This window comes from Xanthomonas sp. 3793, assembly GCF_024806835.1.
Lineage (GTDB): Bacteria > Pseudomonadota > Gammaproteobacteria > Xanthomonadales > Xanthomonadaceae > Xanthomonas > Xanthomonas arboricola_F.
Genome location: NZ_JANTYU010000003.1, coordinates 221,071 through 236,464 on the forward strand (window position 1 = coordinate 221,071; position 15,394 = coordinate 236,464).

Annotated in this window: 9 protein-coding genes; all 9 read right to left on the reverse strand. The window is 68.1% G+C overall.

All coding sequences use genetic code 11. From position 1 onward, the window contains the following. Nucleotides 1-208: 208 nt before the first annotated feature. Nucleotides 209-4,738: a cellulose biosynthesis protein BcsC gene (locus FHY18_RS11430; protein ID WP_259154898.1), complete on the reverse strand. Its 4,530-nt coding sequence runs from the start codon at nt 4,736-4,738 to the stop codon at nt 209-211. Then, entirely contained in the window at nt 4,720-5,901 is a 1,182-nt protein-coding gene (gene bcsZ, locus FHY18_RS11435) for a cellulose synthase complex periplasmic endoglucanase BcsZ (protein ID WP_259154899.1), read from the reverse strand. The genes FHY18_RS11430 and bcsZ overlap by 19 nt, the downstream gene beginning before the upstream one ends. After that, nucleotides 5,898-8,213 (reverse strand): cellulose biosynthesis cyclic di-GMP-binding regulatory protein BcsB, encoded by a 2,316-nt coding sequence (gene bcsB, locus FHY18_RS11440; protein WP_259154908.1) that lies wholly within the window; start codon nt 8,211-8,213, stop codon nt 5,898-5,900. The genes bcsZ and bcsB overlap by 4 nt, the downstream gene beginning before the upstream one ends. Nucleotides 8,214-8,257: 44 nt before the next feature. After that, nucleotides 8,258-10,402, reverse strand: a complete 2,145-nt coding sequence (gene bcsA / locus FHY18_RS11445; protein WP_259154917.1) for a UDP-forming cellulose synthase catalytic subunit — start codon at nt 10,400-10,402, stop codon at nt 8,258-8,260. A gap of 85 nt (nt 10,403-10,487) precedes the next feature. Beyond that, on the reverse strand, nt 10,488-10,985 hold the full coding sequence (locus FHY18_RS11450; protein WP_259154918.1) for a hypothetical protein: 498 nt from the start codon (nt 10,983-10,985) through the stop codon (nt 10,488-10,490). Nucleotides 10,986-11,013: 28 nt separating this feature from the next. Beyond that, nucleotides 11,014-11,469 carry a hypothetical protein gene (locus FHY18_RS11455; protein ID WP_259154919.1) on the reverse strand — a complete coding sequence of 152 codons (456 nt, stop codon included), beginning with the start codon at nt 11,467-11,469 and terminating at the stop codon, nt 11,014-11,016. A gap of 191 nt (nt 11,470-11,660) precedes the next feature. Continuing rightward, nucleotides 11,661-12,842 carry a nicotinate phosphoribosyltransferase gene (gene pncB / locus FHY18_RS11460; protein WP_259154921.1) on the reverse strand — a complete coding sequence of 394 codons (1,182 nt, stop codon included), beginning with the start codon at nt 12,840-12,842 and terminating at the stop codon, nt 11,661-11,663. Nucleotides 12,843-13,145: 303 nt separating this feature from the next. Beyond that, complete coding sequence (locus FHY18_RS11465) at nt 13,146-14,114, reverse strand: glycosidase-like protein (protein WP_259154922.1); 969 nt, start codon at nt 14,112-14,114, stop codon at nt 13,146-13,148. Further along, on the reverse strand, nt 14,096-15,388 hold the full coding sequence (locus FHY18_RS11470) for a hypothetical protein (protein WP_259155961.1): 1,293 nt from the start codon (nt 15,386-15,388) through the stop codon (nt 14,096-14,098). The genes FHY18_RS11465 and FHY18_RS11470 overlap by 19 nt, the downstream gene beginning before the upstream one ends. Between the last annotated feature and the right edge of the window lie 6 nt (nt 15,389-15,394).

Below are 15,394 nucleotides of genomic sequence, written 5' to 3' on the forward strand. Positions count from 1 at the left end.
CGCCACTTGATGGGGATGCGAACGGCGCCGAAAGGCGCCGTTCGTTTATGTGGTGCGGGGCGGTGCGCCGCTCGCCGCACGCCGCTCGCAAGATCGATGCACGACCGTGACAGGCGTGCGCCCACACAGCAGGCCGCAGGCATGCATCGCCCGGCCCGCATGCAGCGGCAACTGCCCGCTGCGAGAGCGAACCGCCAGTGCCGCCGCCTCAGCGATCCGCCGCGTACGGCGAGGTCAGCACCTGCGGTGCGCGGCCCAGTGCGGCGCCCAGGCGATCCATCACAAAGCGCAGATAGAGATTGCTGCTGAACTGGTTGTAGTCGCGTGCGTTATTGAAGGTCATGCGCCCACCCAGGAACAACTGAGGTGCCACCTGCCATTCGGCCGCGCCACTGAGGTTGTACGACACGCCGGTGCGGCTCTCGCCCGCATATACCGGGTCGGTGTAGCGGTCGACCAGGCCCAGCAGCGCCGCCAGCGATGCGGCATCGTAAGCAGCCTGTTGCAGGGTCGGGTCGGTGGGGAAATACGGCGTTGGATCGGTCTTGAAATGCTGCACGCCCACACTGGCATCGACCTTCCAGTTGACGCTCTGCCCCGCGCTGCGGCCGCTCCAGTGCACCGGGAAGCCAAGGTCCACATACTCCTGCGGGCTGAAGTAACCGCCGTGGCCGTATGTGAAGCCGCTGAGATTCTTGTCGTACTGCATGGCGGTCAGGTTGACGCCGGCGGTCAGCGATTGATTCTGCGTTTCCAGCGCATGCACGTAGAAGCCCAGGTCGGCCTGGCGGTGGTCGTTGTCGGCCACGTTGTGACCGGTCAAGCGGTGCGCGGCGAGATTGGCATATCCACCGAGCAGGCCGTTGTCGGCGGTAGCCGAGAGCGCGATGCCGTTGCTGGCGACGCCGCCCCATTCGCGGCCGCTGCGCGCATCCTGCGCGCCGGCGAACGACAGCACGCTGTCGGTCACCGCGCGCCGCGACGCATCGGCCGACCAGCTCACCGTCTCGCCGAGGTCGCCGCGATAGCCGACGCCACCGACGATGTTCTGCTCCTGGAACCCGATCGGCGTGCTGCCCACGTCGGCGCTGAAACCGCCGTTGCGATAGCGCACGCCCACACCCACGCCGGTGTCGTCCTGGCTGAGCCGGCGCGCACCGTTGCCGGTGGCGGCCATGCTGTTGAGCGTGGCCGCCAGCGAAGTCGGCGTCTGTTGCGCGGCGGCGGAGCTGCTGGCCAGCGCCTGCAACGCGGCACCATCGCCAGCGGCCAGCTGTTCGCTGATCGCGGTATTGCCGAGGATGTCGCGCGCCAGCTGCGCAATCGGCGTGTTGGACGCGTTGACGCTGAGCAGATACGCCGGCAGCGGTTCGTTGGCCAGCGCGGCCAACGCAGCCGGCGTGCTGTTGTTGTTTTCGGTCAGCAGCTCGCCGAACAGCCCGGTATTCAAGGCATAACGGCGCAGGCGTTCGCGCGTGGCGACGTTATCGCCCTGGGTGGCGAGCAACTGATACACCGCCGAACCGGTCAGCGTGTCGATCGGGCTGCGGTCGGCGGCAAGCGCGTCGTTGACTGCTGTCTGCGGGCCGGCGCCGAAGCGACTGGCAGTGGCGTAATCGGTGGTCAGCGTACCGGCATCCACCACGGTAGGGGTCAGCGTGACGCCGAGTTTGCCTTCGCCCACCGCGAACTCGGCCTGCACCGGCATTTCGATGTCGTCCAGGCGGCCCAGGCCGTCTTCGCCATCGCGCGAGCGGTACAGCGCGCCACCGGCGAGGTTGTCGCTGTTTTCCGATTGCACGGCGCGCAGTTCGTCGAGCACGCTGTTACCGCTACCGGCCGGCGGTAGCGCCTGGGCGGCAGGTCTTGTCAGGCGCGGACCGGCATCCGCGCCGATCGGTGCGGCAGCGCGCGTGGCAAGCAGCCTTTCGTCGCGTACCGATCCGCGCGGGCGGCTGCCGGGCACAGGCAGCATGGCCGGCGCGACGCTGGCGCTGACCGGTTGCGGCAACACATCGCCGCCGGTGTCCACGGATGCACCGGCCGGCGCAACCGCGGCGAACCGGGCCGAGGCCGGCGACGCGGCGAGCGGCGCAACCTCGCCATACGTGCCAGCGCCATCCATGCGCTCGGACAGCACCGCCGGCGAGCGCGGCATGGCGCCGGTCATGCCGGAAAACGGATTGAGCGGCCGGCCGGCCGAGGCCACCGCTGCCGGGCCACGTGCGCCCGGCAGGCCGTTATCGAGCTGACCGGCCTGGCGTTGCTGCGCAGCCAGCGCCGCGCGGAAATACTGCTCGGCCTTGCGGTTCTTGCCGGCGCTGCGATACACGCGTCCGGCAGCGGCCAGCACCTCCGGCGACTCCGGCGCCTGCGCCAGCGCGCGCTGCAGATAACTCTCGGCGTTGCGCAGATCCGACTGCGCGGCGGCGCTGTTGGCGGCGGCAGTGAGCGTGTCCAGATCGTTGGGATGGCGCTGCAGGATCTGCTGATAGATCGCCAGCGCCTGGCGCTGATCGCCGGCGGCGGCATACAGCCGTGCCAGTGCCGCCTGGGCGTCGCGGTTGTCCGGTTGCTGTGCCAGGATCGGCGACAGCGCATCGTAGGCGCCTTCCAGATTGCCGAGCTCGCGCAAGGCATCCACCTGGCGCAGCGTGTAGGCGCTGCGCAGGGTTTGATAGCGGCGCAATTGTTCCGGCGTCATGGTGGTGGATTGCAGCTGGCGCAGCACTGCCGACAATTCCGCATCCTGGTGCGCGCGCAGCAGCACGCCGGCATATTGCAGGCGGTCTTCGGTGCGCGGATTGGCGCCGGTGACCAGGCGCTGCGCCAGCACCAGCGCGCGCGGGGCGTTGCCGGCGTCGGCATGCGCGCCGGCCAGGCTGGCCAGCAACTGCGGATCGTCGAGCTGGTTGCCCAGCGCAGTTTCGGTGCGCGCGAGCAACTGCTGCGCCTCGCCAACCCTGCCCTGCTCCACCAGCAGCCGCGCCTGACGTGCCTGCAGTTCGATCCAGGCGATGGTGCGCAGCTGGGTCATTTCCGGCGTGCGCGCGGCCGCCGGAATGCGATCCAGGCTGTCGTACGCGCCCTGCCAGTCGCCGCTTTCCTGCGCGAGCAAGGCGTTGGCGTGCAGCGCTTCGGGCTGGTCCCCGTGCACGGCAAGCAGGCCATCCATGACGCTGCGCGCCTGATCGGGGCGGCCGGCCTGTTGATACAGACGGGCCAGATCCAGGCGAATCCAGGCGTCGCCGGGACGTTCGACCATGGCCGCTTCCAGCTCGGCCTGCGCGCTGACCGCATCGCCGGCCTCCAGCGATTGCCGCGCGCGGGCGCGCTGCACGTTGGAACGCAGCAAGGCTTGCCCGCCGGACTTGGCGCGCTCGGCAGCCGGCAGGCGGTTGAACAATTCGCTGGCTTCGGTCATGCGGCCCTGGCGGCTGTACAGCCCGACCAGGCCCTGCAAGGCGCCGGGGTTATCGGCATCGCGCGACAGCGCCTTGCGATAACTGGCTTCGGCCGCGACGGGATCGCTGGCGCTTTGCAGACCGCCCAGCGCGACATGGCCTGCCGGCTCGTTGGGCAGCAACTGCACCGACTGCTCCACCAACTGGCGTGCCTGCGCGATGTCTCCGCGCGCGCGCGCGGCTTCGGCTTGCTGCAGCTGTTGCCAGTAGCGCGCGCTGTCCAGCGCACCTTTCCATTTGCCGCTGCTGGCCGCGGCCGCGCGCAGCAGCTCCTGCGCTTCGGCAAAGCGTTGCTGACGCAGCCGCACCGAGCCCAGGCCGCCCAATGCTTCCGGGTCGCGCGAGCGGGCGCGCAGCACCTGGGTGAAGCGTTGTTCGGCCGTGCTCAGATTGCCGGCATTGAGCGCGCGAAAACCTTCGCTGAGCGCGACGCCGTTGGGGTCGGCGGGCGCAGCGGCAGCAGCCGCGCGTTGTTCGCGCAATTGACCGAGCTTGGCGGTCACGTCGGCATCGGTCGGCGTACCGGCCAGAAATGCCTGGTACAGCGGTGCATCGGCGGTGCTGGCGTTGAGCCACAGCAACGCCTGGCGCCAGCTGGTGCGTGCCGGGCCGCCGACATCGGCGCGTTGGGCCAGCGTGCGCAATTGCGCGATGCCTTCGCGACGGGTGGGCTCGCGGTAGCTCAACACCTGGGCCAGCGCCAGCTGCACGGACGGGTTGGCCGGGTCGCTGGCCTGCAGCCTGCGCAGCCCGTCGCGCGCACGCTCCCAACCGGTTGGCGTGCCGGCCAACGATTGGTAGTACTCCAGCGCAAGATTGGGCGGCGGCGCCTTGCCGGCAAACACGGCTTCATAGCTGCGCGCGGCTTCCACATAACGTCCTGCCGCGGCGGCGCGGCGTGCATTGCGCAGGTTGGGATCTTCGCCGGCAGTGGCGCTGCCGCGCGCACCGATCGCCACACGCAGGCGCTGCGCCTGCGGCGATTGCGGATGCGCCGCTTCCAGTTGCTGCAGGCGCTTGCGCGCTTCGGACTGGCGGCCCTGCGCCAGGTCGATCTGCGCCAGGCCGAGCAAGGCATCGGGCTGGTCCGGGTCGATGCCGAGCAGCTTTTTCCAGGTGTCGGCGGCCAGGTCGTCGCGACCCTGGTCGTGCCAGTAGTTGCCCTGCCCGACCAGTTGCTGGGTCGCGCTGGTCTGCGCGTGCACCGGGCAGGCAAGCAGGCACAGGTCGATCATGCCGGCCAGATAGAGCGGCGTCAGGTTTTTGCGGAGCATGCAGGCGTTCTCCAGGCGGGCAGCAGGCGCCCGTCTGCGGCAAAGCGGTAGCGGTTCTCAAGCCAGCCCTGTCCGAACAGGGCCAGCGTGCGTTCGAAATACGGCAGCGCTGCGGCGGCCGGTGTGGCGGCCAGCGGAATCCGCTGCGCCTGCGCCTTGAGCAGCGCAGGCTGCCGCAGCGCGCTCAGATACGGCAGCAACGCGGCGGAAAACCCCACCGGCACGGTGCCAGTGCCCACGCCGCGCGCGGTGTCGATCTTTTCGGCAAACGCGGTGCCTGCGGCGAGCAGGTCGGCCGGGCCGGACAAATCCTGCAGCAACTTCGCGCGCAGCGGCTCGCCGGCGTCCAGCATGCCGGCCCACAGGTACACGCGGATGGCATCGTAGCTGCCGAGATTGCCGCGCTTGGGATCGGCACCGAAGGCCTTGCCGTCCCACACGGTCCAATCCGGCGCAAAGCCGACCGGCGCACTGTCGCGCAGCACGCGCGCCGCGTTGGCGGCGATCGCCGCCCACGGCCCCTTGGGGTCGGCGTTGGCGCAGCGGCGCAGCACCTGGATCGGCAGATAACTGGGATTGAGCGTCCAGCGGCCGGGTTCGACAAAGCCGCTGCGGCCGGGCAACAGCATCGGCCCCAGGCCAGGCAGCGCAGCCACTTCCTGGGTGCGCATCAGTTGCAGGATCTGCTGGCCGGCCTTGCCGTAACCGGGGCGGTTCCACAGCCGGCCGGCTTCCAGCAAGGCGTAAGCGATCCACAACTCGCCATCGCTGGCGGTATTGGCATCGAGCACGCGCCAGTCGCCGCTGCCATCGCGGCCCCACAACCAGGCAGGCAGATTGAGATCCGGGCGGCCACCGCACAGGTTGTGCCGGGTCCAGCCCAGTACCTTGTCGAACAGCACCTGGTCATTGGCCACCAGCGCGAAGAACAGCGCATACGACTGGCCTTCGGAGGTGGAGCGTTGATCGGCGTTGAGGAAGTCCACCACCCGGCCGTCGGGCTGGATGTGCTTGGACACGAATGCGTTCCAAAGCGGCCAGGCGCCGCACTGTGCGGGTGCCGCCGTCGCGCCGGCCGGCAACAGCGCGGCCAGCGACGCCAGCGCACCGGCGCGCAGCAGGCTGCGGCGCGTCATGACACTGCCGCGCGTGTGCGCGTTCATGCGCCGTGGCCGTCGTTGAGGCGCTCGGCGGTGTGCCGGCGCAGCAGTACGCGCGCGGCCAGTGCCAGCAGCAGCGCCAGCAGCACCACGGTCAAGGCCAGCCAGACCGGGTGATGCGAGAAGTACCAGCGCAGCCAGGTCGGCAACGGCAGGTGGCCCACGTAATAGGTCTGGTTGCCGACCAGGCTGGTGACCTTCTTCTGCTGCAGCAACACCACGCTGCCCTGGAAATCCTTGAGCAACGCCGGGTCGAACCAGGCATCGAACAGACGACTCATGTTGGCCGGGTCTTCGGTCTGAAACGCGACCACGCTGCGGCCGGATTTCAACGGCGATTCGAAGCCCATCAGCAACACGTCGTCGGGCTGCGGCTGCAACGCGATGTCGGTGGTGGTCGGCAGGTCGGTGCGGCGCGCGTCGAACGACAGAAAACCGGGCAGTTTGTCGAACAGCCAATCGGTCAGGCCGATGCGGCGATTCTGCCCGTCCTGGCCTACCGGCAGCTGAGCGCGCCACTGCTTGAACAGCGGTTGCGACTCAGCGCTGCCCAGCAGCAACAGATCGCGATCGGCATGCTGCTGCACCGCGCTGGCGGCGATGATCTGCACATGCAGCGCCGGGTAGCCGGTGGACGCACCGAACCGGCCGAGCAGGGTCAGCACATTGCCCAGATCCTGGTCGCCCGGGTTGTTGGGCAGAACGATCGCCGATTCGGACAGATCGGCCAGCCGCGTGAACGGGTAGCCGGCATTGGCGAACGCAGCCAGATTCGGCATCGCCATGTAGTGGTGGAAGCCGCTCAGGTCGATGGTGGAATCGGCATCGATGGCGCCGGACACATCCGGGAAGGTGTTCTTGCAGGCCTCGCCTTGCGGGCGATCGAAGAAGAAATGGAAGCGCAGTTGGCTATTGGCCGAAAACGCGCCCACCGGCAGTTTCAGATCCTGATGCACCGGCATGCTGCCGCGCGTGCCCAGGCTGTTCCACCAGCGCATCGGCGTGGATTCGGCGAACGGGCGGCCGGTCAGCGGCAAGGTGGTCACGAACGACTCGTTGATGCTGACATTGAGCGCGGACTTGTTGTCCTGCTCCGGAAGCGTGTAGCGGTACTTCAGCGCCACCGGAATGCCGTCGCGCTCCCACACGAACAGGTCCGGCGGCAGTTGCAGACCGACCCGGATCAGGTCCGGGTGATAGCCGGTGACGTTGAGCGCGCCGGACTGGGTGACCAGGTCGCCGAAGCGCACCGGATGCTCGCTGGAAACCCACTTGGGCGCGTCGTATGGCCGACGCGGCGTCGGCGCGGACATCTCGCCGATCCGCGCCACCGCACCGGTCAACGGCGCGCGCAGCGCCAGCGCGGTAGCCGCGCGTTGCAGATCGTCGGTGTTGCGGCCCAGCACTAGCAGCAGCTTGCCGTTGGGATCGGTCGGGTTGACCACCACCGCAACCGTCGGCCCGCGGATATCGGCCACGCCGCTGTCGGCGGTGGCGAACTGCGCAGGCAAGGTGTCGGGCGTGGCGAACACCACCGCGTTGCCGGTGGCCGGCAGGGCGCTGGTCGAGGCCGTGAACACCGCACCGCGATACCCGGCCAGGGTGCCGAACCACGAGGCGACCGTGCCGGCGGCCTGCAACGTGGCCATGTCCGGCTGCTGCGGGAAATAGAACGGCAGCTCCAGACGCCGCGTATCGCGCACATCGAAAAACGGCACCGGCAGCAGCGCCAGGTTGTTGGCCAGCGCCAGCGGCGTGGTGGTCAACGACAGGCTGGTGGCCGCGTCCACATTCGCCCACAGGCTGCTGTGGTCGGGGTCTTCGCACTCGCGCGTGTAATGCCCGATGAGTTGCAGGTTGAGCTGGTTGTAGTCGGTGATCAGCCGCGGATCGACCGGCAGATCGGCCGAGAGCAACTTGCCGGCGTTGGCCTTGTCGGTGGGCAAGGTCGCAACGGTCACGCCGTTGATGGTGACCTTGACGTGCGACAGGTCCGGCAGCAGCGATGGCGAGTAGCTGTATTTCAGGTTGAGCGTGGCGGCGGTGACGATTTCATCGCTACGCACACTGAAGGGCACACCGGCACTGCCCTGCACGCCGCGCAAGGTGATTTCGTAATCGATGCCGAGATCGCGCAGCGTGGCCGCGCGCGTGCTGCCAGCGGGCAGCGGTGCCGGCGCCGCAGGTGCGATCGCTGTTGCCGCCGCGCTCTGCGCATCGTCGTCGGCCTGCGCAGCCGGCACCGGTTGTTGCGCCTGCGCCAGACCGGCCAGTAGCGTGAGCGCGCAGGTCAACACCGCCGGGGACATTCGCATCAGTTGTTTCTTTGCAGGGGAAAGGGAACTACCACGCATCACGTTCACGACTCCAGATCCACCGCGCGCGCCGGACGGAACCCCTGGCGCGTGCTATCCACCATATGCCGGCCCAGGCGCCCGAACCCGCGCGCACTCGCCGCCAAGACCTGACCCATCGAGCGCCAGAACGAATCGCGATCGTGCTGGCCCCATTGCGACAACCAGATATCGGCGCGCGCAAAGGTGGACGCCACCAGCCAGCGCTCCTGCTCCATCGACATCGCGGTGAACTGCACGCTGACCTGGCCATCGCGGTCCTGCCGCACCACGGCCGGCAAGGTCTGCTCGATGCCGCGATGACTGAGTCCGATCTGCACCGCCAGGCCGGGTTCGATCGGCTGCGGCTGCGCGAGCTTGATCGCCATGCCGCCGGTGGAAAAATTCACCGAGCGGCATGCCAGCGCCCCGCCGTCGGGCAGGTACAGATTGACCGGGATATCCAGCGGCACACGGTGCGCGCTGCGCACCTGGCGGGTTTCGCTGGCCGTGGCGATCGTGGCGCCGAGCAGCACCATGTTGTAGAGCGTCCAGGCCAGGTTGAACCAGATCGTCTGCTGCTCGCCGCTGCCGCCGACATAGATCAGCCGCAGCACGCCGGCGATCACGCCGACCACATTGAGCAGCAGCAGGAACAGATACGGCTTGGCGATCTGCGCATCGAAATAACTGCGCGCCACCAGCCCGCCCTTGGGCGTGACGTTGAACTTGCCGAGCTTGGGATTGAGCAAGGCCACCAGCGTGGGGCGGAAGATGTACCAGGCCAGCGTGGTCTCGTAGACCTCGTTCCACAACAGATGGCGGAAGCGGCTCTGCACGCGCAGGTTGGTCAGATTGGCCTGCAGGATGTGCGGCAGCGCGTAGGCCAGGATCATCAACGCCGATGCCTGGATCACATGCGCGCCGAAGAACAGGTACGCCAGCGGCGCGGTGAGATAGATGATGCGCGGCAGCCCGTAGAAGAAGTGCAGCATCGCGTTGAGATAGCACAGCCGCTGCGACAGCTTGAGCCCGCGACCGAGTAACGGATTATCGATGCGCGCGATCTGCGCCATGCCGCGCGCCCAGCGGATGCGCTGCGCCACATGCCCGGACAGGCTCTCGGTGGCCAGTCCCGCCGCCTGCGGCACCGCCAGATACGCGGTGCGATAGCCGCGACGCTGCAATTTGAGCGCGGTGTGCGCATCTTCGGTCACGGTTTCCACCGCCACACCGCCGACCTCTTCCAGCGCGGTGCGCTTGATCACCGCGCACGAGCCGCAGAAGAACGTGGCGTTCCATTGGTCGTTGCCATCCTGCAACAGGCCGTAGAACAGCTCGCCTTCGTTGGGTACCTTGCCGTGCGTATCGAGGTTGCGCTCGAACGGATCCGGCGAGAAGAAATAGTGCGGCATCTGCACCAGCGCCAGCTTGGTGTCGCGCAGAAACCAGCCCATCGCCACCTGCAGGAACGAGCGGGTCGGGATGTGATCGCAATCGAAGATGGCCACGTATTGACCGCTGCACTTCTTCAACGCCGCATTGATGTTGCCGGCCTTGGCGTGCGCATTGTTGGTGCGGGTGACGTAGTTGATGCCGACCTCGGCGCAGAACTCGCGGAACTCGTCGCGGCGTCCGTCATCGAGCAGGTGGATGGTGATCTTGCCGGCCGGCCAATCGATCACGCTGGCGGCCAGCACGGTGGTGCGCACTACCGACAACGGCTCGTTGTAGGTGGGGATGAACACGTCCACGCTCGGCCACAGGCTCTGGTCGGCAGGCAAGGGCGCCGGCTTGCGATTAAGCGGCCACAGCACCTGGAAATAGCCCAGCACCAGGATCACGAATGCATACAGCTCCGCGCCGAGCAGGCCCAGGCCGAGAATGAAATCCACCGCGCTGCCCACGCCCATGGTCTGCGTCATGCGCCACCAGATGTAGCGGCACGACACCGCCAGCGACATGCTCATCATCATCAGGATGACCACCCGCCCGCCACGGTTGCGCACCGCCAGCGCCACCGCGAACAGCACTCCGGAAAACACCATCTGCTGGGTGACATCCATCGGCACGGCCACCACGAACACCAGCAGCAGGCCACCCAGCAGCCACAGCGCCCAGGTTGCCAACGTGGGCAACGGTGATGCGGAACGGAGGCGGGCTGTGGTCATCGGGCAATCCTGGAAACGTGGCGGACGTGCGGCAACGCAGCGGCAATCGCCTGACGCGCTTGCCGGGAAGGACGGAGGTGAGGCGTCAACGCGAGCGCAGGCGCTGCAGCGGGCTATGCGCAGAGCTGCGCGCGTCGGCCTGCAGCAGGCGCTGGAACAGTTGTTCCAGCGGTGTCTGCGCCGGTCGCTCCGGCGGCGGCGATGCGCGCACGCCAGGCTCCTCGCGCTGCCGCAATTTGCGCAGTGGCGCCAGCGCATCGCCCGGCGATCCGTTGGCTGTCTGGTCGGTGGGTGCTGCGACGTGCATCGCAGGCGACGGTCGGTCGGCAAGCGGCGCGCCTGGTGCGACCGCCGCAACTGAGGGTGCTGCCGGCACGTGCCCCGGCGCCACCACAGCCTCCAGCGCAGCCGGCGCGGCCTGCCCCGTTGCCGGCGCCTCGGCAGGCGTCACGCCTGGCTTGCGCGGCGGCAGCTGGGTGTACGCAAAGTCGTGATATCCCTCGCTCGCCTGCGTCCCCAGACGCGCGAACAGGCCCGAGACATCGTCGTGTCCCTGCGCGTTTTTGGTGTTCTTCGGTGCCATCACAGTCCCCTTGCCCGATCGCACATGGTCATGCCGTCCGCGCCAACACAAACAGGCGCAGATCGACGGTATCGGCCGGCGCGCTCTGCACCGCCAGCCCTGCCAGCATCCCCAATTGCTGGAACCATCCCTCATACACACCCTGCAGGAAACCGTCGCTCCATGCGGCCCCGTCCAGCGCCACGCTCAACGGCGCACCGCCATGCCGGATCTGCACATGGTCCGGGTGTTCGTCCATCGTGCACTGGCCCCAGTCGCAGCTGTCCCAGATCGCGTTGGCGGCCTGTTGCACCTGGTCCAGCGCGATGCAGGGCGCCAGCCTGTGCTCGCGCGCGAAGCGGCGGCCGATCCGGGCCATCAAGGTGGCCAGGTCATGCTCGGGCAGCTCGGCGCCGAATTCCTCGGCCATCGCCCGCACAAAGCCCAGCCACTGTCGGGAGCAGCTCCGCGTGCGGTACAGCGACAAGGGGTCGAGTGCAGGCATTCAACAGGCTTCGCGAGGGAGGGACGTCACATACGACGGTTGCACTAAAAGTGATGCAAGCGTGATGCCAATGTTAACGTTTGCCAACTAGCGATTGAGAGATGCATCTCACTTTTCCGGGCATTCCCTGACAGCGGCACACACTTTTTGGCAGTTAATGCCGGCCTGCGTCAGTCGTTGCCGCCCCCCGGTCAGGCGCCTTCGGGCATCGGCGGCAGACCGAACACGTCGCGCAGGTAGCGCAGGTAGCCGGCGTCCTCGCACATGCTCTTGCCGGGCGAATCGCTGAGCTTGGCCACCGGCTGGCCATTGCAGCGGACCATCTTGATGACGATCTGCAACGGCGTCGGTCCCAGGTCGTTGGTCAGGCTGGTGCCCACCCCGAACGCCAGCCGGCAGCGGGTGTGGAAGTGCGCGTACAGGCGCATCACCTTGTCGATGTTGAGGCCATCGCTGAAGACCAGCACCTTGGTCTTGGGATCGATGCGATGGGCTTCCAGGTGCGCGATCACCCGCTCGCCCCATTCGAACGGGTCGCCGGAGTCGTGGCGCATGCCGTCGAACAGCTTGCAGAAATACAGGTCGAAATCGCGCAGAAACGCGTCCAGCCCCACGATGTCCGACAGCGCAATGCCCAGATCGCCACGGTACTCGCGCGCCCACGATTCCAGCGCGGCGACCTGGCTGTCGCGCAGCCGCGGCCCCAGCGCCTGGAATGCCTGCAGGTATTCGTGCGCCATCGTGCCCAGCGGGGTCAGCCCGTAGTGCTTGGCGAAATACACGTTGCTGGTGCCCACGAACTGCTCGCCCAGGCCATCGCGCAGCAGCGGCAGCAGCTCGCCGTGCCAGTGCCGCGAGTAACGGCGACGGGTGCCGTAGTCGGCGATCTTGCAGCCGGCCGGCATGTTGCGCAGGCTGCTCACCTTGGCGCGCAGGCGGCTGCGGCCCTCTTCGAAATCCGGCTCGGAGGTGTTGCGGAACCACACCTCGTTGATGATCGCCAGCAGCGGCACTTCGAACAGGATGGTGTGCAGCCACGGGCCGCGGATGGTCAGCTCGATCTCGCCCGGGTGGGTGGCCGACGCCGACAGCTGCAGATACTTGCGGTCCAGATGGAACAGCGCCAGAAAGTCGGCGAAGTCCGGCTTGATGAAACGCAGGCTGCGCAGGTAGTCCACCTCGTCCTCGCGCAGGCGCAGCCGGCACAAGGCATCGATCTCGCGCGAGATCTCATCGATGAACTGCGCCAGGTCCACGCCCGGCGTGCGGCATTTGAAGCGGTACTCGACCTGCGCGGCCGGATGCTGATGCAGCACCGCCTGCATCATGGTGAATTTGTACAGGTCGGTGTCGAGCAGCGAATGGATGATCATGCGGCCGGATTATGCCCGCAGCGGCGGTGACCGCGCGTGCATTGGGCATGACCGGAGCGCCGGCCGCGATGCACCCGCCCTGCGCTCAGGGCGCACGCTCCGGCACGCTGGCCAGGTCGAAGTTTCGAGGGTGTCCGCGAGGGCGCATGGGGCCATCGGCTGTTCGGTGCCACGCACCAGCGGCGCCAGTCAGCTCCACAAGGCCACCGATCGCAGATCCACTCCCCGAGCGCCTGCACAGTGGGATCACCACTCGCAACAGCCGCGCCGGCTAGTCGCCAGGCACGGCCGCCCGTCGATGCATCAACGTGCTAGCACCTGCTGCGCCGGCTTGCCCTGCACGGTGAAGTCGCTGTCGCCCGGGCCGCCGGCGGCAGGGTCGGTATACCAGCACCACAGCGCAATGCCGTCCACGCCATGGGCCTGCAACACGGTGCGCCACTGCTGCAGCACCTGCAGCTGCAGCTGGGTATCCACTGCGGCGGTACGTTGCTCCGGGCTTTCCCAGGGCGCTGCCAGGCTGCCGCGCGCCGAGCGCAGGCCCAGTTCGGCCACCCACACCGGCTTGCCCACGCGTTGCCCCAGATCCTGCAGGCGCTGCGCGGCGGCAGTCATTTCCGCAGCGCGCGCGCCGGCAGCGTCGGACAGGCGCGGATACAGGCTGGTGCCGACCGCGTCGAACAGCGACCAGTAACGGAAGGTTTCTGCATGCTCCATCCCGTCGGCCACGTACAGCAGCTTGCCGCGATAGACCTTGCGCACCGCCGCGACCAACTCTGGCCATTGCGGTGCGTCCTGCAGCTTGCGCAGTTCGGTGCCGACCACCAGCGCCTCGGCGTGCTCGTCTTCGGCAAGCTGCGCCAGCGGCAGCAGCGCCTGTCGATACGCCGCAAACCAGGCGGTCTGATCGGCAGGCGCCACCTCGCCGGCCCAGTGACCGGGCACCCACACGTGCACCTTGAGCGTGGGCTGCAGGCCGGAACGATGGCTCTGCCGCAGCGCTGCGCGCATCGCATCCAGGCTGCTGTCGCTGCCCAGCACCGGGTCGTTCGATTGCGGGTTCGCCTGCCAGACGAAGGCCACCAGCAGCGCCTTGCGCGCACCGGTGGCAGCCAGCGCATCCAGCGACTGCGCAGCGGCAGCGCTCTGCCACGGCGCATTGGCCGAGACCTTGACGTTGGCACCCATCCACATCGGCGCGGCCGCGTTGCAGCCATTGGCCAGCAGGCACACGGCGAGCAACGCCGCGAGAATTAAAACGCGCTTGAACATGCGGCGGACACCTCGCTGGTGGGCGCTGCACTGCCCTGCACGCACTTGCCCGTATGCAACGTTGCGTTACCGACGTCCGGCTGAAGCGCGGTGGCGGCTGCAGGGCCGGCTGGCGCGGCAGCGCTCAGCTGCGCTGCCACATGCGCCTGGATCGCCGCATCCGCCTCGGCCAACGGGGTCACTGCGGCCGCAGCGGCCGGCGTCGCCACGCGTGCGACCGGCAGCGACACCGGCGCGGCCACGACCACCGCCTCGCCCTGCAGCAGCGACTGTTCGTCGGCAGGCGCCGCACGCATCCAGCTGCCCCAGCCCTGCGGTTGCACCCAGGCCGCGCCGATCAGGCCGAGCAGCAGCAATCCCGCAGCCTGACTGCGCTGGTCGGCCTGCAGGGCGCGCAGCAACAAGGCCGCCGGCACCCACAGTAGCAACAAGGCATCGAAACCGGCCCAGCCGAGCGCGAACGAGAGTGCGGCCGCACAGATCACCGTGCCGGCGCTGGCCACAACGCCACGCATCAGCGCAGCGTTGTGCGCCCGCGCTACCAACGCCAACACCGGGAAGCAGGCCACCGCCGCCACGCCCCAACGCACCGCCGGCAACCAGCCTTCGGCCTGCTCGGCCAGCGGCAATGGCAGCGGACTGGCCGCGTGCCCGATGCTCGACAAGGTCGGCCACGGCGCGTTGAACACGGTCAGATTGACGTAGGCCCACATGCCAACCAGAAACGCAAACGGCAGATAGCACACCAGGTAAAACGAGCCCGGCGCCTTGCGCAACATCTGCGGCGGCATCACCAGCAGCAGCCACGGCGCCACCATCGTCGACAACGCCAACGTCTGCAGATCCAGGCACAGCAGGATGCACAGCCACCCGGCGATACGCAGGTAGGTGAAGGCTTCCACCGGCGCCTGCAGGCGGCGCAGCGTGCGGCACAAGCCGTAGAACGCCAGCAGGCCCACGGCCTGACTGCCGCCCGCGGCGATCGGCAGCAGGAACAGCGGGTTGCAACCCACCAGCAACGTCAGCCCGCTGGCCCAGCCGCGCCCGAACACGCCAGCCAGATCGCGCCACAGCAACGACAGGAACAGCGCATTGGCAGCCACCGCCAGGAACGGCCATACCTGAAACGGCAGATCCCAACGGTGCAACGCCAGATCCACCGCCCATGCCAGCAACCCGCTGGCCGGCACACCAATGCCGGGCGTGGTGGTCGGTGCAACAGCGCCCAGCGACTGCACCAACAACGGCTGGCTCAGCAGCGACAACGCCACCACGGCCAC